24 protein-coding genes are annotated in these 22,188 nt (G+C 65.1%); 7 read left to right on the top strand and 17 right to left on the bottom strand.

The genetic code is table 11. The annotated features are described in order from the left end of the window. Positions 1–110 precede the first annotated feature (110 nt). The 15 genes from smpB to ffh all read right to left on the bottom strand — a co-directional run bounded on the left by smpB (position 111) and on the right by ffh (position 12,418). The gene (smpB, locus tag DSAT_RS09105) at positions 111–575 is read right to left on the bottom strand and encodes an SsrA-binding protein SmpB (protein WP_020887208.1); all 465 of its coding nucleotides are present in this window, start codon (positions 573–575) and stop codon (positions 111–113) included. Beyond that, entirely contained in the window at positions 572–2,353 is a 1,782-nt protein-coding gene (ptsP, locus tag DSAT_RS09100) for a phosphoenolpyruvate--protein phosphotransferase (RefSeq protein WP_020887207.1), read from the bottom strand. Before ptsP ends, smpB begins: the two co-directional genes overlap by 4 nt. A gap of 1 nt (position 2,354) precedes the next feature. Beyond that, entirely contained in the window at positions 2,355–2,663 is a 309-nt protein-coding gene (locus DSAT_RS09095; protein WP_020887206.1) for an HPr family phosphocarrier protein, read from the bottom strand. Between the two features lie 53 nt (positions 2,664–2,716). Continuing rightward, entirely contained in the window at positions 2,717–3,478 is a 762-nt protein-coding gene (locus DSAT_RS09090) for a PTS system mannose/fructose/sorbose family transporter subunit IID (protein ID WP_020887205.1), read from the bottom strand. Between the two features lie 9 nt (positions 3,479–3,487). Further along, on the bottom strand, positions 3,488–4,339 hold the full coding sequence (gene rsmI, locus DSAT_RS09085) for a 16S rRNA (cytidine(1402)-2'-O)-methyltransferase (protein ID WP_020887204.1): 852 nt from the start codon (positions 4,337–4,339) through the stop codon (positions 3,488–3,490). Between the two features lie 116 nt (positions 4,340–4,455). Next, on the bottom strand, positions 4,456–4,779 hold the full coding sequence (locus DSAT_RS09080) for an ACT domain-containing protein (protein ID WP_020887203.1): 324 nt from the start codon (positions 4,777–4,779) through the stop codon (positions 4,456–4,458). Then, positions 4,766–6,508, bottom strand: a complete 1,743-nt coding sequence (ilvB, locus tag DSAT_RS09075) for a biosynthetic-type acetolactate synthase large subunit (RefSeq protein ID WP_020887202.1) — start codon at positions 6,506–6,508, stop codon at positions 4,766–4,768. The genes DSAT_RS09080 and ilvB overlap by 14 nt, the downstream gene beginning before the upstream one ends. Positions 6,509–6,807: 299 nt before the next feature. Then, positions 6,808–7,230, bottom strand: a complete 423-nt coding sequence (locus tag DSAT_RS09070; RefSeq protein WP_020887201.1) for a YraN family protein — start codon at positions 7,228–7,230, stop codon at positions 6,808–6,810. Then, positions 7,209–7,853, bottom strand: coding sequence for a ribonuclease HII (gene rnhB / locus DSAT_RS09065; protein WP_020887200.1), 645 nt, complete (start codon positions 7,851–7,853; stop codon positions 7,209–7,211). The genes DSAT_RS09070 and rnhB overlap by 22 nt, the downstream gene beginning before the upstream one ends. A gap of 66 nt (positions 7,854–7,919) precedes the next feature. Further along, complete coding sequence (gene rplS, locus DSAT_RS09060; protein WP_020887199.1) at positions 7,920–8,267, bottom strand: 50S ribosomal protein L19; 348 nt, start codon at positions 8,265–8,267, stop codon at positions 7,920–7,922. A gap of 65 nt (positions 8,268–8,332) precedes the next feature. Then, positions 8,333–9,610 carry a tRNA (guanosine(37)-N1)-methyltransferase TrmD gene (trmD, locus tag DSAT_RS09055; protein WP_020887198.1) on the bottom strand — a complete coding sequence of 426 codons (1,278 nt, stop codon included), beginning with the start codon at positions 9,608–9,610 and terminating at the stop codon, positions 8,333–8,335. 41 nt (positions 9,611–9,651) lie between these two features. Then, positions 9,652–10,242 carry a ribosome maturation factor RimM gene (rimM, locus tag DSAT_RS09050; protein ID WP_020887197.1) on the bottom strand — a complete coding sequence of 197 codons (591 nt, stop codon included), beginning with the start codon at positions 10,240–10,242 and terminating at the stop codon, positions 9,652–9,654. Between the two features lie 11 nt (positions 10,243–10,253). Next, positions 10,254–10,487 carry a KH domain-containing protein gene (locus DSAT_RS09045; protein WP_020887196.1) on the bottom strand — a complete coding sequence of 78 codons (234 nt, stop codon included), beginning with the start codon at positions 10,485–10,487 and terminating at the stop codon, positions 10,254–10,256. 66 nt (positions 10,488–10,553) lie between these two features. After that, positions 10,554–10,793, bottom strand: a complete 240-nt coding sequence (gene rpsP, locus DSAT_RS09040; protein WP_020887195.1) for a 30S ribosomal protein S16 — start codon at positions 10,791–10,793, stop codon at positions 10,554–10,556. 65 nt (positions 10,794–10,858) lie between these two features. Continuing rightward, positions 10,859–12,418: a signal recognition particle protein gene (gene ffh / locus DSAT_RS09035; protein WP_040371035.1), complete on the bottom strand. Its 1,560-nt coding sequence runs from the start codon at positions 12,416–12,418 to the stop codon at positions 10,859–10,861. 574 nt (positions 12,419–12,992) lie between these two features. Between ffh and DSAT_RS09030 the strand changes: the two genes are divergently transcribed. Both DSAT_RS09030 and DSAT_RS09025 read left to right on the top strand, forming a co-directional pair. Next, positions 12,993–14,642, top strand: coding sequence for a flagellar assembly protein A (locus tag DSAT_RS09030; RefSeq protein WP_020887193.1), 1,650 nt, complete (start codon positions 12,993–12,995; stop codon positions 14,640–14,642). 137 nt (positions 14,643–14,779) lie between these two features. After that, positions 14,780–15,184 (top strand): VOC family protein, encoded by a 405-nt coding sequence (locus DSAT_RS09025; protein WP_020887192.1) that lies wholly within the window; start codon positions 14,780–14,782, stop codon positions 15,182–15,184. A 27-nt stretch (positions 15,185–15,211) separates the two neighbouring features. Here the strand turns inward: DSAT_RS09025 and DSAT_RS09020 are convergent, their stop codons facing one another. Then, entirely contained in the window at positions 15,212–16,087 is an 876-nt protein-coding gene (locus tag DSAT_RS09020) for a LysR family transcriptional regulator (protein ID WP_020887191.1), read from the bottom strand. Between the two features lie 323 nt (positions 16,088–16,410). Here DSAT_RS09020 and DSAT_RS09015 point away from each other — a divergent pair, with 323 nt between their 5' ends. Next, positions 16,411–16,650, top strand: a complete 240-nt coding sequence (locus tag DSAT_RS09015; RefSeq protein ID WP_161656100.1) for a hypothetical protein — start codon at positions 16,411–16,413, stop codon at positions 16,648–16,650. Between the two features lie 96 nt (positions 16,651–16,746). After that, entirely contained in the window at positions 16,747–17,403 is a 657-nt protein-coding gene (locus tag DSAT_RS09010; RefSeq protein ID WP_020887189.1) for an HAD family hydrolase, read from the top strand. 6 nt (positions 17,404–17,409) lie between these two features. Here the strand turns inward: DSAT_RS09010 and DSAT_RS14885 are convergent, their stop codons facing one another. Continuing rightward, positions 17,410–18,498 carry a methyltransferase domain-containing protein gene (locus tag DSAT_RS14885; protein ID WP_020887188.1) on the bottom strand — a complete coding sequence of 363 codons (1,089 nt, stop codon included), beginning with the start codon at positions 18,496–18,498 and terminating at the stop codon, positions 17,410–17,412. Positions 18,499–18,724: 226 nt separating this feature from the next. Between DSAT_RS14885 and greA the strand changes: the two genes are divergently transcribed. From greA to DSAT_RS08990, 3 genes are all read left to right on the top strand, one after another. Next, entirely contained in the window at positions 18,725–19,210 is a 486-nt protein-coding gene (greA, locus tag DSAT_RS09000) for a transcription elongation factor GreA (protein WP_020887187.1), read from the top strand. Positions 19,211–19,447: 237 nt separating this feature from the next. Further along, positions 19,448–20,593, top strand: a complete 1,146-nt coding sequence (locus DSAT_RS08995) for a metallophosphoesterase (protein WP_020887186.1) — start codon at positions 19,448–19,450, stop codon at positions 20,591–20,593. Positions 20,594–20,891: 298 nt separating this feature from the next. After that, a complete protein-coding gene (locus tag DSAT_RS08990; RefSeq protein ID WP_152490273.1) occupies positions 20,892–21,830 on the top strand; it encodes a hypothetical protein in 939 nt (312 codons plus the stop codon). Positions 21,831–22,188: the final 358 nt, after the last annotated feature.

The following is a 22,188-nucleotide window of genomic DNA, read 5'->3' as shown; positions in this document are numbered from 1 at the left end:
CTCCATGTCGGTTTGCATCATGTTCAGGAAAATAATGCCGGAGGGGGTTCATACCACGGACCTGCGGGAATGCAAACCCGCGACAGAAATATCACGAAGGGGACGGAATTCTACCCGCGCGACATGTCCCGCCGCGCCTCTCGTTCGAGGTCGCGGCGCTTGAGTTCGTCGCGCTTGTCGTGCAGCTTCCTGCCGCGCGCAAGCGCGATGTCGAGCTTGAAGCGGCCGCGCGAGAGGAACAGCGCCACCGGGATCACGGAGAGCCCTTTCTGCTCCACCTTGGCGGAAAGCTGGGCGATCTCGTGGCCGTGCAGCAGCAGCTTGCGCCGCCGCTCGGGCTCGTGCTGGGCGTAGCCCGCATTCTCGTACGGCGCGATGTGCACGCCCACGAGAAAGGCCTCGCCGTTCTTGAAATCGACGTACCCGTCGCTCCACGAAATCTTGCCCGCGCGCAGGCTCTTGACCTCGGAGCCGGTGAGCGAGAGCCCGGCCTCGAAAGTCTCGATGAATTCGTACTCGTGCCGCGCCTTGCGGTTGGCCGAGACGAGCTTGCGCGGGTTGTCCGGCTTGCTCACTGGGCCTCCTCGATGTCCAAAAGCGAGGTGTAAAACATCAGTTCCTCGGGGAAACGCTGGAAGATGACGTCGCGCACCAGACGGTTGGTGCGGCTCACGGTACGCGATTCGAGCACCAGCTTCAAAAGATCCGTGCATTCGTCCATGCGCGTCTGGCGGATGATGCGCTTGATGCCCGGCACGGCCTGCGGGTTCATGGACAGGGAGTCCATGCCCATGCCGAGCAGGATGGGTACGCAGAAGGGGTCCGAGGCCATCTCGCCGCACAGTCCCACCTCGATGCCCGCCTGGTGCGCCGCATCCACCACGTGCTTGATCATACGCACCACAGCCGGATGCAAGGGCTGGTAGAGGTAGGAGACGTAGCGGTTGGTACGGTCGATGCCCAGGCTGTACTGGATCAGGTCGTTGGTGCCGATGGAAAAGAAATCCACTTCCTGGGCCAGAAACTCCGAGACCATGACCGCCGAGGGCAGCTCGACCATGATGCCGTAGGGGATTTCGGGGTTGAAATCCACGCCCTCGCGCCGCAGCTCGGCCTGGCATTCGTGGAACAGCGCCTTGGCGTAGCGCAGTTCCTTCAGGCCCGAGATCATGGGAAACATGACCTTGACGTTGCCCCACACGGCCGCCCGCAGGATGGCCCTGATCTGGGTCTTGAAGACTTCGGGATAGCGCATGCAGAAGCGGATGGCGCGAAGTCCGAGCGCCGGATTGGCTTCCTCCAGGCGTCCGAAATGGCCGAACATCTTGTCCGCGCCGATGTCCAGGGTGCGGATGGTCAGGGTGCGCGGCGAAAGGATGGAGGCCAGGTCCGAGTACTCCTCGAAAAGCTCTTCCTCGGTGGGCAGCTCGCGCCGGTTCATGTAACGGTACTCGGTGCGCAAAAGCCCCACGCCCTCGCCGCCGTTGTCCAGGACCTGGGCCACTTCCTCGAAGAGCTCGATGTTCGCCAGCACGGACACAGCGTAGCCGTCGCGCATCTCGCCCGGCAGGTGGCACAGGCGGATGATCATCTTCTGGTAGGTGTGGAACTGGTCGCCCAACTCCTCGTAATGGGCAAGCTCCTCGTCGTCGGGGTCCACGAAAATCTTGCCCTTGAAGCCGTCCACGATCACCAGATCGCCGTCGCGCACGGTCTTCTCCAGGTCGGCCACGCCGACCACGGCTGGAATTTGCAGCGAGCGGGCCATGATGCCGGTATGCGAGGTTTTGGCCCCCTGGGTAGTGGACAGGCTCATGATCTTGTCCACCTGCAGTTCCACCGTGTCGGCCGGGGTCAGGTCGTGGGCCATGAGCATGACTCGGCCGGTGATCGCCGAAAGCTCGGGCTCGTCGCCCGCGAGTCGGACCATGACTCGCTCGCCCACCATGCGCACGTCGTTGACGCGCTCGCGGATGTAGGGATCCTCGATGGCCGAGAAGGCGTCGCGCAGGTCGGCCACGGCCTTTTCCAGCGCCCATTCGGCGCAGACCATGTGCTCGGCCGCATAGCGCAGGGCCGCTCCCTTGAGCTTGGGGTCCTTCAGGATCATCAGGTGCGAGTCGATGATCATGGCGTGATCGCGCAACTCGGCCGGAATCTTGCCCCGGGCGGCCTCCAGGTCGCGCGCGGCCTGGGTGAAGGCCGCCTCCAAACGACGCTGTTCCTGAGCCACGTCCTCTTCGGGAACGGGCCTGCGGGGCACGTTCTCGAAACGGTTGCGGTTCAGGAACAGGGCCTTGCCGATGGCCACACCGGCGGAGACCGGGATTCCCTGGATCACGGCCTTGGCCATGCTATCCGTCCTGGAACTTGTTGCGGAACAGTCGCTCCAGATGGTCCACGGCCTCTCGCGCGTCCTCGCCCCTGGCTCGCAGGGTCAGGGTCGCCCCGCTGCCCACAGCCAGGGTCAGGATATCGAGGATGCTCTTGGCGTCCACTTCCTGCCGTCCCGCCACGAGATGGATATCCGAGGCGAATTTCTGCGCCTCCTGGGCCAGACGGGCCGCCGGGCGCGCGTGCAGGCCCATGTCGTCGAGCACGCAGACGTGGCGCTGAACTTCGAGCGAGGCGTTATGCTGCTCGTTGACGAGTTGGGTATTCATTGTCGTTGTGTCATCCGTCGAGATATATCCGCCACGGCTTCCTCGCGTCGCGCTCATGCGAGCCAGGGCCACAGCGCCAGGGCTCCCAGCACCAGGGCGACCATCACCTCCCGGATGACCAGGAGTCGTGAGACGAACAGCGCCGCGCATGCGACGAGCGCAAGCGTGGCCAGCCAGTTCCACCAGACGATCCCCCCAGGCCAGATCATGGCCCAAAAGAGAACCAGCAACAAGGCGTTGACGTACTTGAGTCGCCGCCCCCAGTTGATCAGATCCAATTTCTTCAATCGTTGCAGGACTTTGAAGGCATCGCGCCAGCCCCAGAAAAAACTCGTGAACTTGAAGGCCTGGAGCCCGGCGAACAAAACGGCCCCGAATACCACGGCCACGCTCCAATTGCCAGAGGCAAGCAGACACATGGTCGTCAAGGCCCACGTCGCTTGCAGCGTGCCGCCGAAGAGCGAATCACCGATGGCCGAGAGGGTGTAGGCCGTGGTTTTCTTGACCTGCTCCAGGGTGCCTTCGGGCAACACCCCACGGGCGATGTCGCGCTCCAAGGCCAGAAAGAGCCCCGTGAGCAGCGGCGCGAAGAACGGGTGGCAATTGTAGTGCGTCAACGCCCGACGGCGAGCCGCGAGCAGTCGTGCGGGGTCGCGATGGATCACGGACAGGGCGGGCTCCATGGCCGCTGCCAACCCGATGTTCTGCATGCCGCGCCTGTTGAAGGCCGCCATGACCAGATAGGTACGCAAAAAACAGGACAGTAGGGTGCGGCCGTCGGGCATGGAGGGGAGCGCGTGGCTGTCCTTGCTCATGCTCGTCGCTCACTCGCGGTCTTCGCCCGCGAGGCGGGCGTACAAGGTCTTGGCGTTCACGCCGGGCAGGCGCGCGGCCGCGCGGCGGGCGATCTCGCGCGGCTTGCCCCCGGCTTTAGCCTCCTCGGCCAGCACGGCTTCGATCTGCGCCTCTTCGCTCATCTTCTCGTCCGCGATCTCTCCGGGCGGCCCCACGAGCACGGTGATTTCGCCGCGCAAATCCGGGCAACTCCGGGACAACTCCGAAAGCGGAGCCAAAATGAACTCCTCGTGTATCTTGGTCAACTCGCGCGCAATACAGGCCCTGCGTTCGCCCAAAACCTCGAAGGCCGCATCCAGGGTCGCGGAGAGCCGCGACTTGCGCTCGAAGAAGCACAGCGTGGCGGGCAGCGCGCCGAATTTGGCCAGCAGCCCGCGTACCTGGGCCGCGCCGCGCGGCAAAAAGCCCAGGAAGACGAACGGCTGCGGCGGCAGCCCGGCGGCCGAGAGCGCAGCCGCGAAGCTGCACGGCCCCGGCACGGGCGTGACTCTCGCCCCGGCCTCGCGGCAGGCTGCCACAAGACGGTAGCCGGGATCGGAGAGCAGCGGCGTGCCCGCGTCCGAGACCAGTGCGGCGCTGCCTCCGGCCAGCAGCCGCTCCACCACTTGCGGCGCGCGCTCGGCCTCGTTGTGCTCGTGCAGAGAGACGAAGCGGGCCGCGTCCACGCCCAGGCGCTTGCACAAAAGCCCGGCCCGTCGCGTGTCCTCGGCCAGGACCACGTCGGCTTGCGCCAGCACACAGGCCGCGCGCGGGCTCATGTCCGCCGCGTTGCCGATGGGCGTGGCCACCACGTACAGTCCCGGCGCAAGTCGCTCTTCCACCTCGTCCCCGCATCCTTTCGATTCCCCAGGCGCACGCCCGAGGCATTCTGCCTAGCACACCTGCTCGCGGGCCGAAAGAGCGCAGCCGCGCATCCTCCCGGCGAATCCCGCATTGTTCAGCGCAGATGCCCGGCCAGGGCCGCGAAGACCGGATGTCCTTGTGCGAGCACCCGCGTCTCGCGCACGTCGTGCAGCTTCTCCACTTGGCTGACGATCTGGCCAAGCCGCTCGTCCTCGCGCAGCAAAAGCCAGACGCGAGAGAGGCCGCCCGAGGGGTCTTCCCCGCCGGGAAGCGGCAGGCAGGCCACGCCCTCCACATTGAAAGCCCGGCGGGCGAACAGCCCGCAGATGTGCGACATGACGCCGGGGTGGTTGTTCACGGTCAGTTCGAGCACGGTTCCGGTCAAAGCGGCCGGGGCGTTTCGATCAGGCATGGACATGGGCGACCTCCATTGCGTCATGGTTTTCGGTTTCGCAGATCATCTCGCAGTTGGCCGCGCCGGGCGGCACCATGGGAAGCACGTGCGGCTCGTCCTCCACGGGGCAGCGAATCAGGCAGGGGCCGGACGCGGCAAAGGCCTCGGCCATGGCGGCCTCGGGATCGCCATGCTCACTGAGGTCGAAGGCGCGCATGCCGAAGGCCCGCGCCAGGGCCACGTAGTCGGCCCGGGCTGAAAAGCGCGAGGCGAAAACCCGGCCGTCCATGAACAACTCCTGCTGTTGGCGCACAAGCCCGAGGCAGCCGTTGTCCATGAGCAGGATCTTGACCCGCGCGTCCTGCTCCACGGCCGTGGCCAGTTCCTGGACGTTCATCAGCAGGCTGCCGTCGCCCGAGACGCAGATCACGGGATGTCCGGGCTCGGCCAGGGCCGCTCCTATGGCCGCGGGCAGGCCGAAGCCCATGGTGCCAAGCCCTCCCGAGGTCAGGAGGCGGCCCGGCCCGGCCAGGGGCCAGACCTGGGCCGTGCGCATCTGATGGCGGCCCACGTCCGTGGCCACGAGCACGTCGCGCCCGTCCGCCCGCACGCCGATGCTGGCGGCTGCACGGGCAGCGGCCGCGAGCACGCCGTAAGCCGAGCGGGGGTCATCCAAGCCCGGTGGGCGCAGGCCGAAGCGCTCCTTGACGTGGACCACGCGGCCAAGCCATGCCGAACGCGAGACCCCGCCGCCCCGTTTGTCCAGGGCACGCGCAAGGCTTGTCAAGGCATCGGCTGCGTCCGCCGCGATGGACGCCTGCGGCGCGCGACGCTTGCCCAGTTCGCTCGCGTCGATGTCCACGTGGATCAGGGCCGCGTCCGGACAAAAACGGTCCAGGCGGCCGGTGGCGCGATCGTCCAGGCGGCAGCCCACGGCCACGAGCAGGTCGCATTCCTCAAGCACCGTGTTGGCCGCCTTGGAGGCGTGCATGCCGAGCATGCCCAGATTCAGGGGATGATCCGTGGGCAGGCAGCCAAGACCGTGCAGGGTGCAGACCACGGGCAGGCTGAAGCGCTCCGCGAGGGACCGGGCGGCCAGATGCGCCCCGGCGCGGGCCGCGCCTCCGCCAAGCAGCAGAAGCGGGCGCCTCGCGTCGCCCAAAAGCTCGGCCGCGCGCTCCACTGCCTCGGCGTCGGGCGCGGGCGGCCCATCCGCGCGGCCCGGCTCGGGCCACTCGTCGAAGTCGGCCATGGCGGTCTGCACGTCGCGCGGCAGGTCCACCAGCACCGGGCCGGGCCGGCCCGAAGCCGCGATGCGAAACGCCTCGGGGATGATTCGCAAAAGCTCCAGGGGGCTTCGGGCCAGAAAACAGTGCTTGGTGACGGGAATGGCCAGGCCGTAGGTGTCCACTTCCTGGAAAGCGTCCACGCCGAGCATGGGGCTTGGTACCTGGCCGGTCAGGCAGACGATGGGCACGGAATCCAGGCGCGCGTCGGCAATGGCCGTGAGCAGGTTGGTCGCACCGGGGCCGGAGGTCGCCAGGCACACGGCCGGACGGCCGGAGGCCCTGGCCGCGCCCTGGGCGATGAAGCCCGCACCCTGCTCGTGCCGGGCCAGGACATGGCGGATGGTGCTGTGCGAAAGGGCGTCGTACAGGGGCAGGTTCGCGCCGCCGGGGATGCCCGCCAGGAACTCGATGCCCTGGCGTTCCAAAAGTCGGACGATGATTTCGGCTCCGCTGAGCGTGGGCATGGTTTCCTCCATGCCTGCCGGGTCCGGCGGAGGCCCCCAAAAACGGCGAACCCCCTGCCGGGGTGCGCCGGCAGGGGGTTTTGGTTCGCGATCTCGACGCGATCCCCGCTACGGCGCACCCTCGCCAACGACGACAACGACGACGACCGCTACGCCAAGAGTGGCGGCGGTCGGCGAAAGGTTGGCGGCGTTTGCGAAGTGATGCATAGGGTCGCTCTCGATTCCTCGTTGGACTTTTCTTACGCCCGGTCCGGACAAGACGTCAAGCCTTCCGGCCAGGGCACCCCAAAAGGATTGCTTCACCAGGGCTGCCAGCTTACCTGGCGCGGCATGGCCTGGGAGAGGTCGAAGGCGTCCTGCTCGTGCTCGACCACGAGGCGGCCGTTCTCCTCGCGCACGGCCACGAGATCGAAACGGCACGGCCTGTCCCAGGCGTCGTGCGCGGAAAGCCAGTGCGCGGCGGCGCGCGCCAGGCGGTTCATCTTGGCCGGACTCAAGCCTTCGGCAGGAGTCGCGAGGCTGCCTGCCCCCCTGGTCTTGACCTCCACGAAAACCACGGTCTGACCGTCGCGGCAGACCAGGTCGAGTTCGAGCGAGCGAACACGCCAGTTGCGCGCAAGGATGGCATACCCGACTCGACGCAGGTGCGCGGCCGCCGCGTCCTCACCCGCCTGGCCGCGAGCCAGATGCGGCGCGGAGCCTACAGACCTGGCAGGCGGCATTGGTCCTCCACCACGCCCGCGAAGGTCAGGCGGTGGCAGTTGCTCGGGCCAAGCCGCCTGAGCGCCGCTCGGTGCTCGGCTGTTCCGTAGCCCTTGTGCTCGGCCAGGCCGTAGCCGGGGTGGCGCCGGTCCAAGGTGTGCATGAGCGCGTCGCGGAAGGTCTTGGCCAGGATGGAGGCGGCCGAGATGGCCGGGACCAGGGCGTCGCCGCCGACCACGGCCTGCTGCCTGGGGTTGCCCGGCAAGGGCAGCGGAATGGTCCGGTTGCCGTCCACGAGCAAGAGCGTGGCGGGCTCGGGCAGACGGCGCACGGCCTTGGCCATGGCCAAAAACGTGGCCTGCAGGATGTTCAGTCTGTCGATGTCGCGCTGCCAGACCACGCCAAGGCGCCAAGCGATGGCCGTGGCGCGGATGGCGATGGCCAGCGTCTCGCGGCGCGCGGCCGAAAGTTTTTTGGAATCGGTAAGCCCGGGAAGATCGAAGGCTGGCGGCAGGATCACGGCCGCCGCGACAACTGGACCGGCCAGACAGCCACGCCCCGCCTCGTCGATGCCGACGGGCCAAGGCCCGTGTCCGGCCGCCTTGTCACGGCCGTCAGCCGAAAGCAAGGAGAAGGCCGCCATGGCGCGGGATTAGGAGCGGCGCAAGGGCTTCGAGGGGACGAACGAAGCCCTTGCCCGCGCCGTGGACTAGAAATCCCGCTTGGACTTGATGCGCGCAGCCTTGCCCTTGAGAGCGCGCAGGTAGTAGAGACGGCTGCGGCGAACCTTGCCCTCGGTGACCACCTCGACCCTTTCGATGAAGGGCGAATGCAGGGGGAAGATGCGTTCCACGCCCACGCCGTCGGAGACCTTGCGCACGGTGAAGGTGGCGCTGGTGGTGCCGCGATGGCGGCGGATGCACACGCCCTGGAAAACCTGGATACGCTCCTTGTCGCCCTCGATGATCCGGAAATGGACCTTCAGGGTGTCGCCCGACTTGAATTCGGGGATGTCAAGGCGCATTTGCTCGCGTTCGATGCGTTCGACGATGTTCATGACCGAAAACCTCACCTATTTTCTGACCTGTGTCGTTGCTCTCGTCTCGTAAAACCCGGCCCGCCTCACCCGTGGTCGGCCAAAAGCCTGTCCAGGGTCACGGCCACCGCCGCGCGCACGGGCAGGTGGTTGTAGTCGGCGAAGGGCCGTATGGGCCGAAGCGTCTCGTCGGCTTCGCGCAGAACCTCGGGCGCAAGCCCATGCCCCGTGCCGAAGACCAGGAGCACTGGTTGGCGCGCAAGGCGCCCGGCGATGCGCCCCGGCGTGACCGTGCCCGCGCCTTTGGCGCTGGTGGCCACCACCAACGGCGGCCTGCCGAAGGCCTCGGCCATTTCGGCGCGCACCGCAGCCAGATCGGGCACAACCCGCAAAAGCCGCAGGGCCTCGCTCCGGTCCGGGTTTCCCCGCCCGCCTTCGCCCGCCACCCAGTGGGCGGCCAGGCTCTCGGCCAGGGCCCGCTGGTCGGCAAGCGGCGTGGTCGCGTAGACCGCACGGACCCCATACGAGCGGGAAACGCGGCATATATCGTGCAAGTCGAGATTCGTCAAGGACGTCGTGCCCACCTTTCGCTCGCCCGTGAGCACGGGGTGGTGCACCAGGGCCACGCACAGGTTGCGGCCAAGCGCCCGCCGAGGCAGATCGCGCAGAAAATCAAGGTCGCTCGCCTCGACCCCGGCCTCGGCCAGAAGCTCGGGCCGCGCGGCGAGGGTTGTGGTAAGCGACTGCTCGCGCCGCCAGGCCGCGATACGCGCGTGATCGCCCGAAAGCAGCACGGCAGGCACGCGAAGCCCCCGGTATTCCTCGGGGCGGGTGTAGTGCGGGTATTCGAGCAGCCCCCGGCTGAAGCTCTCCTCATCGCCCGAGGCCTGCTTGCCCATGAAGTCGGGCAAGAGCCTAGCCACGGCCTCGACAAGACACAGCGCCCCGGCCTCGCCGCCGTTGAGCACGAAGTCGCCCACCGAAACCGAGGTCACGGGATACAATTCCTCGAAGCGGGCGTCGATGCCCTCGTAGCGACCGCAGACGAGCGTCAGGGCCTCCTCGGAGGCGAGCTCGCGGGCCAGTTCCTGCGACATGGGCCTGCCCTTGGGCGAAAGAAGCAGGATACGGCCCGGCTTTGCGAGCGAATCGAGGGTCCGGGCCAGGGGATCGACCTGCATGACCATGCCCGGACCGCCACCATACGGCGTGTCGTCCACGGTCCGGTGCTTGTCCGTGGCCCTGTCGCGCGGGTTTTCGACGCGCACGTCCAATACGCCGCGCGCCCTGGCCTTGGCCATCAGGCCGCAGGACAGGGGCGAGTCGAAAAACTCCGGAAAAAGGGAAAGGATGGTGATGCGCATGGTCTTTCGCGAATTGCGCCCGGCCGTCGCGCCGGACGGGCTCAGTCGGCCCCGTCCGGCTCCAGATAGAGTTCGAGAAGCCCTGGCGGCGGATCGATGACCACCTTGCCCTCCTCCATGTCCATCTCGACCACGAAGCCGGGATGAGCCGGGAAAAGCACCTCCACGCCCTGTGACGTCATGATGCTCCATACCTCCTGCGGCTCGGCCATCACGGACTCGATGACGCCCAGTTCGCGACCGTCGACGAGATGGACGCGAAGGCCGGGAAGGTCGCGGACGAAAACCTCGTCCTCGCCGACCGGGGGCATGTCCTCGGCCAGGGCGTAGACCGCGCCGCCGCGCCAGGCCTCGGCCTGGTCGCGGTCGTCGATGCCCTTGAGCTTCACCAGCAGGCGCTTGTGATGGACTCGCCAGGATTCGATGGGGAAGATGCGGCCGCCCGCCTGCCCTTTGGCGGGACGCGAACCGCGTACGACCGCCTCCCGCCTCGCGGGAGGCGGTTCAAGAACGAGGCGGCCGATCACGTCGCACAACTCGGGCGACTCGACATGCCACTCAAGGCTCAACTCACCCCGCACCCCGTGGGCGCGGGCGACCTCGCCGATGCGGACTCGCTCGCGAGCGGCCATCGAAAAGCGGCCTACTCCAGGATCTCGAGCACGGAACGCTTGCGCATCTTGGTCGAGGCCGCGCCGAGAATGGTGCGCATGGCACGCGCGGTGCGGCCCTGCTTGCCTATGACCTTGCCCAGGTCTTCCTTGGCCACCTTGAGTTCGATGACCGACGTCTGCTCACCCTCGATTTCGGAAACGTGCACTTCCTCGGGCTTGTCCACCAGCGACTTGGCGATGTATTCGACCAGCTCTTTCAACATGCGAGAACCTCCGCGGCTGTCGTGGCTGCACTTTCCGCTGATCCGGGCCGCAACGCGGCCCCAAGCCTAAACGCCGGCCTTCTTGAGCAGGGAGCGGACGGTGTCGGACGGCTGAGCGCCCCGTTCGATCCACATTTTGACCTTTTCCGCGTCAACGGAAAATTCCTCGGGCTTGACCATGGGGTTGTAGAAACCGACGTAGTCAAGAGCCCGGCCATCACGGCGGGTTTCGCTGTTGACGGCGACGATCCGGTAGAACGGGCGCTTCTTGGAGCCCATGCGGGTCAGACGCAGCTTGAGAGCCATTTTGATACTCCTCTTATGGATACTATTGGTGTTCGCAAAAAAAGCAAGCGAAAAGGAAGCGGCCGCTAGCGGCGCTTTTTCTTCTTCTTGCGGTCCTTTTTCTTCTTCTTCGTGGAGCCGCGCGATGCGCCCTCGCCCGCTCCGGGCATGCCGGGCATGCCACCCATGCCGCCAAGCGCACTCAGGTCGGGCATGCCCCCTGCTCCACCCAGGCCGCCCAGACCGGGCAGGCCGGGCATGCGGCCGCGGCCGGGAAGGCCGCGCGGCATCTTGCCCATGCCGGGCATTCCGGGCATGGCGGGCAAGCCTTTCTTGCCCTTCTTCCCGCCGCCCATCATGTTCTGCATCATGGCCCGCATCTGGGTGAAGTTGGCGCACAACTGCTCGACCTCGGCCACCGTCGCGCCGGAGCCCTTGGCGATGCGCGCCTTGCGGCTCTTGTTCAAAAGCTCGGGGCGGCGGCGCTCGTCGCGGGTCATGGAATCGATCATGGCCTCGACGCGCCCGAGTTCCTTCTCCGGCATGTTCAGCCCGCCGAGTTGCTGCGAAAGCTTGCCCATGCCCGGGATGAGCTTCAAAAGCCCTTCGAGCGAGCCGAGCTTCTTCAGCCTCCGCATCTGCACGCGAAAGTCCTCGAAGTTGAACGAGGCCTCGCGCATCTTGTCCTGAAGGGCCTTGGCCTCGTCCTCGTCGATGGTCGTCTGGGCCTTCTCGATGAGCGTCATCACGTCGCCCATGCCCAGAATACGCGAGGCGATGCGATCCGGGTGGAAGACCTCCATCTCGGAAAGCGCCTCGCCAAGACCCACGAACTTCACGGCCTTGCCGGTCACGGACTTGATGGACAGGGCCGCGCCGCCGCGCGCGTCGCCATCCATCTTGGTCAGGACCACGCCGGAGATATCCAGGCGCTCGTCAAAGCTCTTGGCGACGTTGACCGCATCCTGGCCGGTCATGGCGTCGGCCACGAAAAGTATTTCCGCCGGGGCGCACTTGTCCTTGATGCGGGAAAGCTCCTCCATCAAGGGTTCGTCGATGTGCAGGCGGCCCGCGGTGTCGTAAAGGATGACGTTGCAGCCTTCCTCGCGCGCCCGCGAAAGCGCGTCGGCGCAGATGTCCACCGGATTCATGTCGGGCGTGGACGGATAGACCGGCACGCCGATCTGACCGGCGAGCTTGGTGAGCTGGTCGATGGCCGCCGGGCGGTAGACGTCGGCCGGGACCAGGTAGGGCTTCATCTTCTTCTCGCGGCGCAGCCACAGGGCGATCTTGCCCGCCGAGGTGGTCTTGCCCGAGCCCTGAAGGCCGACCATCATGATGCCCGCCGGGGTCTTGCCGCGCAGGTCGAGCTCGGTGGTCGAGCCGCCCAGCAGCCCCACCAACTCCTCGTGGACGATCTTGACCACCTGCTGGCCGGGCGTGAGGCTCTTCATCACCTCCTGCCCGAGCGACTTCTCGCGCACGCGGTCAACGAAGTCCTTGACGACCTTGAAGTTGACGTCGGCTTCGAGCAGCGCCAGGCGCACCTCGCGCAGGCCCTCGCCGACGTTTTCCTCCGTCAGCTTGCCCTGGCCGCGAAATCGCTTGAAGACTCCCTCGAGCCGTTCGCCCAAACTTTCGAACACGAGCGTCACTCCGCCGACGCGCCGCAGGGGAATGTCGGGCCCCGGATGCTCCAGACCCTCTCCCCGCGCCGGTTCACGATCAATACGTCTTTGCCGGGACGACCCGGCATCCCCGGCCACAGGGCGCACCACGCCCTCCTGTGCCGGAAAGACGGTGACCGTTACTTGAGATGCCCCTTGGAGTCAAGCAAGGCGGCCACACTACACAGCCATGACCAGCATGGTCTACAAACGTGAAAAAAATCATTCGAACGGGTGTACAGTTTGCAGAGCCGTCCGCAGCGATCGCCGCTTTCCCCAGCAAGACTTTTTTATAACGTTATTTCGACCTGTTCCACGGCATGTTTTCCGCAGCGACATTTCGAGAGCCAGTTTGAAAGGGGTGTGAAAAAATAAAAACAAGTTCTTTCGTTGCGGATTGTTAGCCTGTTCAGACTTGACGCCCCCCATTTCACGCCTGATATACCGTACCAGAAAACGGCAGGTCTCCAAATTTGCGCCATATGCCTCGCAGAGTTCACCAAGCGCGCCGGACTTGCCATACATCCGGCCACGCGGGCACAACCGGGTACGCATGAGCAGCGAAGCGACACAAACAGCCCCGCCGGACCTTAGGGCGACGCTCGCCGCGGCAGGTATCGAACTGTCTGGCGACACGGCTTGGCCCGTCTTCAAGGACGACCCCGTGGGACGCCACACGCCCTCGGTAGCCTCCCCCGATTCTCAGCCTGTCGCCATCTCCAGCGCGCACTTCAACGTCGATCCCCAAACCGGCGACATCACTTCACGCGGCTACGGGCTGGTCGTCCTGCGCGACGGCGAACTGCGCGTGAAGCCGCTGCTCAAGATCTGCGACGACAGGACAGTGCTCAAGGCCACGCTCTTCCACCGCGACTTCCAGGGCGCGGAAGTGACCCCGGAGCGGTTGTCCGAAATGCTACAGCGCATGGCCGTGAGTGCGCCGCTCGAACAAAACGCCGTGGCCGAGGCGCTGGCCAAGGCCCGCAAGACCAAGGCGGCCGTTCCCGAGGTGGCAGTGGCCCTGGGCAGCCTGCCCGAAGAGGGACGCGACGGCTTTTTCGAACCCGCGGTGCAGCTCGCCGAGCCAAGCCAGGAGAAATACGGCGCCGAGGCCGACAAGCAGGGGCAGGTGGACCACCGCGAGCGCTCCACCCTGCGTCTGGTGAGCCAGGGCGAATTCCTGGGACGGATCGTGCCGCCCGTTCCCGGAACAGAAGGCCGCGACGTCTTCGGCAACGTCATCCCCGCGCCCGAGGTCAAATCCGCGCAAATCGTCGCGGGCGAAGGCGTGGACGTCTCCGACGACGGCTTGTCCTTCTACGCCGCGATCCCGGGCAACCTCACCTTCGAGGACGGCCGCCTGAAGGTGAGCGACATCCTGAAAGTCGAAGGCGACGTGGACTTCAACACGGGCAACATCCGCCTGGAACGCGGCACCATCTACGTCACGGGCTCGGTGCAAGACGGCTTCATCCTCGAAACGCCGGGGGACGTGATCGTCAAGGACTCGATCTACGCTGCAAACGTCACGGCGGGCGGCGACATCACCGTGGACGGCGGCCTGTTCACCTGCGGCGCGGGCAACGCCGTGGCCGGGGGGACCATCACGGCGCAGTTCATCGTTGGTGCGCGCCTTGAGGCCGAAAAAGACGTCGTGGCCACGCACAACATTTCCAATTCAAACGTGCGCGCGGGCGGGAAGGTCCTGTGTACCAAAGGCAAGGGCGTCATCGTCGGCGGCGTGGTAAAGGCCATGGGCGGCGTGGAGTGCCGCGACGCCGGGTCCGAGTTCGGCGTGCGGACCGTCTTCTTCCTCGGCCCTGAGGACATTTCCGACGAACGCAAGGAACTGCTTGCCAAGCGCAAGAAGATCCGCCGCGTCATCGATCAGATCGACGCCGCGCTGGGCAAAGCCCCCCCTGCCGAGATCCTTCGCCGCACCCCGCCGGAAAAGCGCAGACAGGTCGCCCAACTGCTCAAGATCCGGATAGGCGGCCAGAATGACCTCAAGGAAATCGAAGGGATGCTGGAAGCCGAACGCGCCAAGGCCATGCAACTCGCCCGGGCCTCCCTACGCGTCCTCTCGAAGGTCTATCCCGGTGTCATGGTCAAGGCCTTCGGCCATGTCCACACCTTCGAAACCCTGCACAACGCCTGCACCATCCGCTTCAATCCGGAGACATCCGTCTTCGAGATCACTTGACCCGTTCGGGCCAGCTCCCGGGCGTCGTCCGACGCGTTGACGCGAGAAGTCGAAATCCCCTTTCTGCGCGCAACGCTGCTGCTTTTTCTGTCCAACCATGCTACGAGCACGGAAAAACGATTCCGGAGGCTTTCATCATGGATCCGATGTCCACACACGGCGCGTTTTCCTGGAACGAACTGATGACCACGGACGTGGAGGCGGCCAAAAAATTCTACGCCGCACTCTTCGGCTGGACTTTCGAGGCTATGACCATCGAGGGCGACGGCCCGGAAACGGGCATGACCTACACCTCGGCCAAACTCGGCGACGACTGGGTCTGCGGCATGATGGCGACGCCGTCCAAGGCCGAAGGCGTCCCTCCGCACTGGGGTTCCTACGTCACGGTGCGCGACGTGGACGAAACCCTGGCGCAGGTCCAACAGCTCGGCGGCAAGGTTCTGGTCCCGGCCTTCGACGTCGAGGGAGTGGGCCGTATGGCCGTGTTCCAGGACCCTCAGGGCGCTGTGCTCTCCATAGCCGCCTATCTCCCCCAAGGCTGACCGGCCGCGCTCGCCGACCGGAGAAGCTCAGGCCCAGGCCTCGTGCGCGGCTTGCATGGCCGCCGCGACCAAACCCTCGTCGCGCCGCCTGGCTAGGCAGGCCACGTACAGCGGCATGGAAAGGCGAGCTTGGGGCCAGATCACGCCAAGTCCCCGGGCTTCGAGGTCGAGCGCCGTGTCCTCGCGCATGAAGGCGAGTCCGAGCCCGGCCACGACGAGTTCGCGCATCACGTCCTCGCTGTCCGAAAGCGTGACCGTGCGCGGACTTATGTCCAGCTTGCGGAAGAGGGCCTGGCCGTCCTCGTAGCAGGGGCATTCCGTGGCCGTCCAAAGCCAGGGCATGGCAGCCAGATCCTCGATGGGCGCCCCTTCGATGCGCTCGCGCCAGGCAGCCGGGCCGACCACAAGCACACCCGTTTCGGCGAGCCGCTCCTTGACTATTCCCTCGGCGTCGCGCCCGGAAAAAATGAAGCCCACGTCCATTTCGCCCCGGCGCAGGGCGTCGGGCACCAGAATGGACTGGCTCTGCATGAAGGCCGGGGAAAGGCCGGGGTGGCCGCGCCCAAGCGCTTCTTGCAGACGCCCCACGCGCAGATGGCTCGGGTCGGTGTTCATGCCGATGCGCACCACGCCGAAGACATCGCCGCGCAGCGCCGCCGCCTCCTCACGCACCGCCCGGGCGGCTTCCAAAGCTTGATCGGCCTTGGCCTTGAGCCTTCTTCCCGCCTCCGTCAGGGCCATGCCGCGCGGGGTGCGCGCGAAGAGAGCCACTCCAAGCTCGTCCTCCAGGGCCTTGATCTGGGCGCTCACGGACGACGGGCTCAGGTGCAGCCGCTCGCCCGCGCGCGTCAGGTGTCCTTCCTCGGCCACGGCCGCGAATGATTTCAGCTGGTACAATTCCATCGCCGACTTCCCATCCGCCTTCGGTCAGACCGAACGACACGTTCGGAACTTCCCGTTGGATTGCGCTTTGTAGTGTGATGTAGAGTCCACGTCAAGGATGCACTCCACATTGCGAAGCGACATCCCTCACTCATAACACGCCAGCCAGAAACAACATGACGCGCACAAGGGAGCATATGGACATGAAAGATATGCAGAGATCGGCACTCTTTTTTGCACTCGCCCTCACCGCACCCCTCGTGACCATTACCACGCCCGCATGTGCGGAAGATCGTCTGCCAGAAACAGCAGAGATACAGTCATCCTGCTCCATGCAAGGCGGATTGTACGGAGTTGAAGAGGAGATATACTGCCTGAACTACTTCGGAGTGCGCCTGGGACGCCTGACCCACAGTCTCATGCCCTCGCTTTGCCTGGCTTGCACCCTGATCTGCGACGAAGAGGACCTGGACTACGCGCGTTGCCGTGAACGTTGTGCCCGCGCCTGCGGGCTGGAGAACGGGGGGACTTCGGTCGTGGCCCGCGTCGGCTCTTCCCCCTTGGCCTTGACCGGAAGCCGTTAGGAAAAACTCCTTTTCGTGCGGGCCACTCAAGAAACGTCGGATGCAAGGTGCAGGAATGCGGCTTTACAGTCGGGGGAAAAGCGTTAGACTTTCTCGATGAACGCGCCGCTCATCCTGCTTGATTTCGACGGCACCATCGTCGACTCCCTGCCCTCCATCGTCCACGCCACGCAACGGACCTTTGTCGAACGCGGCCTGGCCGCGCCGGAACGCGAGGACGTGCGCCTAGCCCTGCACGACGGCCGAGGACTGGAGTTCTACCTTTCGCGGCTCGCCCCCGGCCTTTCCCCGGAAGAACCCGAGATGGAGGATTTCATCACGCACTGGCGGGACATCTATGCGCGCGAGGCCCACGGCCTGACCCGGCCCTTTCCCGGGGCACGCGAGGCGCTCGAAAGCCTTCACGCCAGGGGAGCGGTCCTGGCCGTGGTCAGCAACAAGAACGAACCGGCGCTGATCGAGGCGTTGGCGCGCATGGGACTGGACGATCTGTTCGCGGCCGTGGCAGGACAGACCCCCGACCGTCCCAAAAAACCCGACCCCGCGCCTTTTGTCCAGACCATAGCGCCGCTGGTGCAAGATTTCGATCCCGGCCGGGTGCTCATGGTGGGCGACAGCGAGGCCGACCTGCTCTTTGGCCGGGCCATCGGAGCTCGGGCCTGCTTCGCGGCTTACGGTTACGGCGATCCCAAAGTCTGCGCCGCGCTGGCCGACACCGTGGTTGACGACGTCACGGGCATCCCCATGCCCTAGAAACAGCTATCGAGTGACGTAATACCAACCCTGCGTGTGGCAGTTCCGTGGAGAATTGCTCCGCGCCTCGACTACCTTCCCTCCGGCCTGCTCAATGGTCCGTACGACCACGTCCATGGGCAGGGCGTGCATCTCCATGACTGGCCGATCCGCTTCCGACCCAGCCTTGGCTCTGTTTTCCCGAGTCTCGGACGATGGCTCGATCGCGGCCTCGACGACCACCGGAGTGCATCCGCCGTCGGGCAGCGGCTTCTCGTTGAAGTCTACAACCTCAATCACCGCCAAAAAACGACCGCATGTCGCCGGCGATCTGAGGGGTATGTCGATGTCCGCTTCCTGCCCCGGCAGGAGTTCGCCAGGAATGGTTTGGCTGCAGTGAAACGGGTGCAGCACCTGACCGTCCGGCGTGCACCAATGGACAACGACGCGCATGGGCAGCGGAGGTTCAACGGTCTTGCCCCAAACATGATCGCCCGTGTTCTTGACGCGCACTGAGATCGCCGCCCGACCGCCTTCTTCCATGGACACGAATGGGGCGGACACCCGCACTTCGGCCTTCAGCCCCGTGTTTGGAAATTCAAACCGGTGCAATTTGCATGGAGCCTGGAACGCGAGCAATCCACCGGGAGCCAGCACGCGCACGAACTCTCGAACATAGCCCAGACTCACGCGCGGGTGTATGTGTTGCAAGACGTGTTCGGTGTAAATCAAATCGAATGTTCCGCTCTTGAAGCGACGCAAATCGGGAAAATCGTTGAGCACGTACGTGCACTTGGCGCCGTGCCTGTTGAACCTGCGCGCCTGGTCGATCATGGATTGGGCGATGTCCACCCCGACGCAACGCTCGAAGAGAGAAGCCAGGGACTGCGTCAACCGTCCGACGCCGCATCCGAAGTCAAGGGCTAGGCGACGGCTACGCGGCAGGCCATTGGCGTCCATCCACTTCTCAAGCAAAGCCACTTTTCTTCGCCCTGTGGCGAAGAACTCGTCCGGCTCCCATTTATTATTGAACTTTTCGGGAACGGTCGCGATCGCCCACAAGGGATCTTCGCGGCCAAACTTTTCCCAATTCCGCTGCAACGTCTGCAAATACATGGCTGATCCCTTTGTCATTTTTTGCCAAGCCCATGAGTTCGGCCAGATTCAGCAGAAATCGTGCCAGCATTCAAACTGAACGCGCTCTCCTCCCCTTGACCACCCTGCGGGCATGGACTATTTGAACAAATGACGAAGCGACGCCGCCTTCACCGGGCGGCGTGGTCTTTTTTTGTTTTTCACGCGCCGTATGCGCCACATCACCCAGGACAGAGGTTTGACGGACATGGATCGGATTCCCATCACTCCCGAAGGATTCCGCCAGCTCGAAGAAGAACTGGCGAAGCTGAAGAAGGAAAGGCCCGAGGTCATCCAGGCCATCAAGGAGGCCCGCGAGGAGGGCGACCTGAAGGAGAACGCGGGATACGACGCCGCCCGCGAGCGCCAAGGCATGCTTGAGGCGCGCATCAACTACATCGAATCGCGCATGGCCCGCTTCGAGATCATCGACCTGAAGACGCTCTCGGGCGACAAGATCATGTTCGGAGCCACGGTGGAGATCGAGGACTCGGACTCCGGCGAGGTGAAGATATACACCCTGCTCGGCCCGGACGAGGCCAACCCGTCCAAGGGTTCCATCTCCGTGCTCTCGCCTGTGGCCCGCGCCATGCTGGGCAAGGAGGAAGGCGACGAAATCGTCGTGGACGCCCCGCGCGGCCGCATCCAGTATGAGATCATTTCCGTGTCCTACAACGGCCGTGGCGCCTGCTAGACACGGTCCCCCCCGCGCGGCATAAAGACCATTCAGGGCGCGGCATCCGACGTGGACGCCGCGCCCTTCCCGCAGGGAGCGGGGTTATCCTGCCCTTGACGCGCGCCAACCGCGCGTCAGATATTGACCGGTCCTGCGAAAACGCCTGGGCAAGCCGAACGGCGACCCCGCCCGCTCCCCGCTCCGGCGCACTCGCCGATCATGACGTGACTGGCAGGCGATCCGAAGGCGGTGTAGATGTTCATACCCATTTTCACAGCCGTCATGAGTTCCCTGGCGCTGTACGTGTGCCTGCGGCTGATCGTGCCGCTGCCGATCAGCCTGGGCAAGCGGCTGCTCGTCTGCGCGGCCGTGGTGCTCGTGGCCAACAGGTTCATCGTGCAGCGCCAGTTCGGACTGGTTCTGCCGGACGGCGTCTTCCTCGTCGCGGCCTGGCTGCACGCCGCGGTCGTCCTGGCCTTCGCCCTGGCGCTGGCCACGGACATCGCGGGGCTCATCCTGCGCATCGCGGGCGTCAGGCTGCCGTCCCTTGCGCGTTGCGCCGTGCTGCTCGCGGCCAGTCTCGCGCTCGCCGCCGTTGGCGTGCATCAGGCCGTGCGCGTGCCGCCGGTGGTGGAAGTCACGCTTCGGTTTCCCAACCTGCCGCCCGCGCTTGAGGGATTTCGCATCGCGCACTTGGCCGACCTGCACATCGGCCCGCTCTTCGGGCGCGAATGGGTCGATCAGGTGGTCGATCGCACGCTGGCCGCGCGGCCGGATCTGATCGCCCTCTCGGGCGACGTGATCGACGCCCCGCCCGCCGTCGTGCGCGGCGACGTAGAGCCGCTCGCACGCCTTGCCGCGCCTTACGGCGTCCACGTGGTGGCGGGCAACCACGAATACATCCACGGCGTGGACCTGTGGCTGGAAATCTTCGAGCGGCTCGGGCTGAACGTGCTCTACAATCGCCATACGGTCATCGACGTTGACGACGCGCGCATGACCGTGGCCGGGTTGGCGGACCGCTTCGGGCTCGGCAGTTGGCAGGGCGAGGCCCCTGACCTGGACAAGGCGCTCGATGGCGCGCCGCGAAAAGACGCGGACGGATTCAGGCTTTTGCTCGCGCACCAGCCGTATGACGCCAAGGACGCGCCGATCCACGACATCGACCTGCAGCTTTCCGGCCACACGCACGGCGGGCAGATCCTGCCCTTGCAATCCATCTCGGCGCGGTTCCACGGCGGCTACGTCAGCGGGTATTACACCGTCGAGACCATGCGACTGCACGTCTCCAACGGCACGGGGCTCTGGGCGGGCTTTCCGGTGCGGCTCGGCGTGCCGTCCGAAATCACGCTCATCACCCTCTCGCGCTGCGAGGACGTCCTCCTCGCGCACTGCGAATAAGCCCGAAGCCCCCCGCGCACGGCGCGCGACAAACGCGCTTCGCCTTGTCGAGGCATCTGCTGGCGCATGAAAGCCGCCAGATCGGCCTTCTCCTGCTCCGTGAGCTTCGTCTCCATCATCAGGTTGAAGAACTCCACGGTGTCCTCAAGGGTCAGGAGCCTTCCGTCGTGCAGGTACGGCGGTGAGCCCTTGATACCGCCCCGGCTCCAAAATTCTATACGACAGAACCATTCTGTTGACTACTCGTTGCGCAGAGAATATAAGTGCAAACGCCTTTTGGGGCGAGCAAGAGCCAACAATGTTCTATTTCAGAGAATACGGTGTATCAGCGGCGTGCCGCACCGCATCCGGGCATCCGCCGGTCAACACGGTGTTGACCGGTATCGACAAACCTGAAAAAGGAGAGGGCGCCATGTTTACCTCGAATCGGAACGGCACGGACGCCGCGCACGGCAGGAGACGCCACGGCAGCGGGCAGGCCATGAGCACCGGCGACTTCATCCGCGAAGCGTTCGAGCAGGTGCGGCGAGAGCACGTGCCGGACGGCCATCTGCTCATGGAGCACCTGAAGGACGAAGAATATTCCACCGAAGACGCGATGGGCGTGACCTTCGGCAACCGTGGCACGCTGCAGCGCCTCTACGACCAAGGCAAGGTCAAGCCGGAGAGCGACGCCCTCTTTCGCGAGGCCCTGGGCCTGCCGCCGCGCGCCCAACCGACCGCCGCTTCGGCGGCTGGCTCCGCCCTGGCCCGCGCCCCCGGCGCCGCCGCGCACGAGGCCCGCCGCCTGCACGAGAAGCAAAGCGCCGCACCATCGCAGTCCGTCGCGCCTGCCGCCCCTTCCTCTCGCAGACAGGCCCCTGGCGTTGCTGCCGCCATTGACCGCACGGCCGACGGCATCGGCACGGCCGCCCGCCGCGCCTGGGACACGGTCACGGGCAACGAAGACCTGCACGAAGGCGCGGCCAAGGGCTTCAAGATGGCGGGAAAGGTTGCAGTGTATGCGGGGGGCAGAATCGCCGAGGATGTTCTGACTGCTACCGCGATGGGTAGAGCCAGCAAAATCGCGAGAACGGTTCCTCAGATTGGCGGGATGGCTAGAGCAGGAATAGATGCTATTGCCTCAAACAAGAAATACCTCGACGTATACGACGATTTCAACAATCTTCCAGGAGAGATGCGCGAACTCGGCAGTGACTTGGCACGGATCGGCAAAAGAACGAGAAATCGACGCTGACACACCAGGAGGAGGGGGCGCGCCCCCTCCTCCTTCCAGAGAAGATGTATGAATGCAAGGGGGCTTCATGGGAAAGGAAATGACTTCGTATATCATCCTGAATTATGTTGCTTTTACGTCATTCATAGTTGAAACAATTCTGATTGTTTACCTCAAGGTAGCCAGGAATTCACCGCGCGTTGGACTGAAATATCTTGATTTCTTTATATCAAAGAGCATCCCAACGATAGTGCTCACACGATCACTGTTCTTCATAGCAGCGATTTTCCTGTTCTGGACAAGGAGCTATACATACAGACATGCAACATCAATCTCATCTGCATATCTAGTTCTTTTCCTCGTGCATTGCTGCTGGGCA

Origin of the sequence: Alkalidesulfovibrio alkalitolerans DSM 16529 (assembly GCF_000422245.1) — a bacterium.
Taxonomy (GTDB): Bacteria; Desulfobacterota; Desulfovibrionia; order Desulfovibrionales; family Desulfovibrionaceae; genus Alkalidesulfovibrio; species Alkalidesulfovibrio alkalitolerans.
This window is presented reverse-complemented; position numbering and strand designations above follow the sequence as displayed.